Source organism: Cellulomonas sp. GbtcB1 (assembly GCF_019091725.1).
Taxonomy (GTDB): domain Bacteria; phylum Actinomycetota; class Actinomycetes; order Actinomycetales; family Cellulomonadaceae; genus Cellulomonas.
The window spans coordinates 1-228 of the sequence record NZ_JAGXJG010000741.1 but is presented as its reverse complement, the minus strand read 5'-3'; the positions used below and the strand labels follow the sequence as shown (position 1 = coordinate 228).

Annotated in this window: 1 protein-coding gene; it reads right to left on the bottom strand. The window is 74.1% G+C overall.

The genetic code is table 11. The annotated features are described in order from the left end of the window. Positions 1-228, bottom strand: a 228-nt coding sequence (locus tag KVT14_RS22030) for a divalent metal cation transporter (protein ID WP_217617454.1), incomplete at both ends; no start/stop codon positions are given.

Below are 228 nucleotides of genomic sequence, written 5' to 3'. Positions count from 1 at the left end.
CGTGGCGCGGAGCGCCGACGCCGCGAGCAGCACGGAGTCCGTCCCGGCGAACCGCGGGACCAGGCCTCCGAGCATCTCGCCGGGACCGGGCGGGCCGATCAGCAGCCCGGCCAGGAACCCCACGACGATCACCAGCAGCAGCCCGACGACCACCGTCCCGAACCGCCGCTGCCCGTACCGGTTCTGGGTCGCCAGCAGCAGCATCGAGACCACGCCGACGATCAGGCC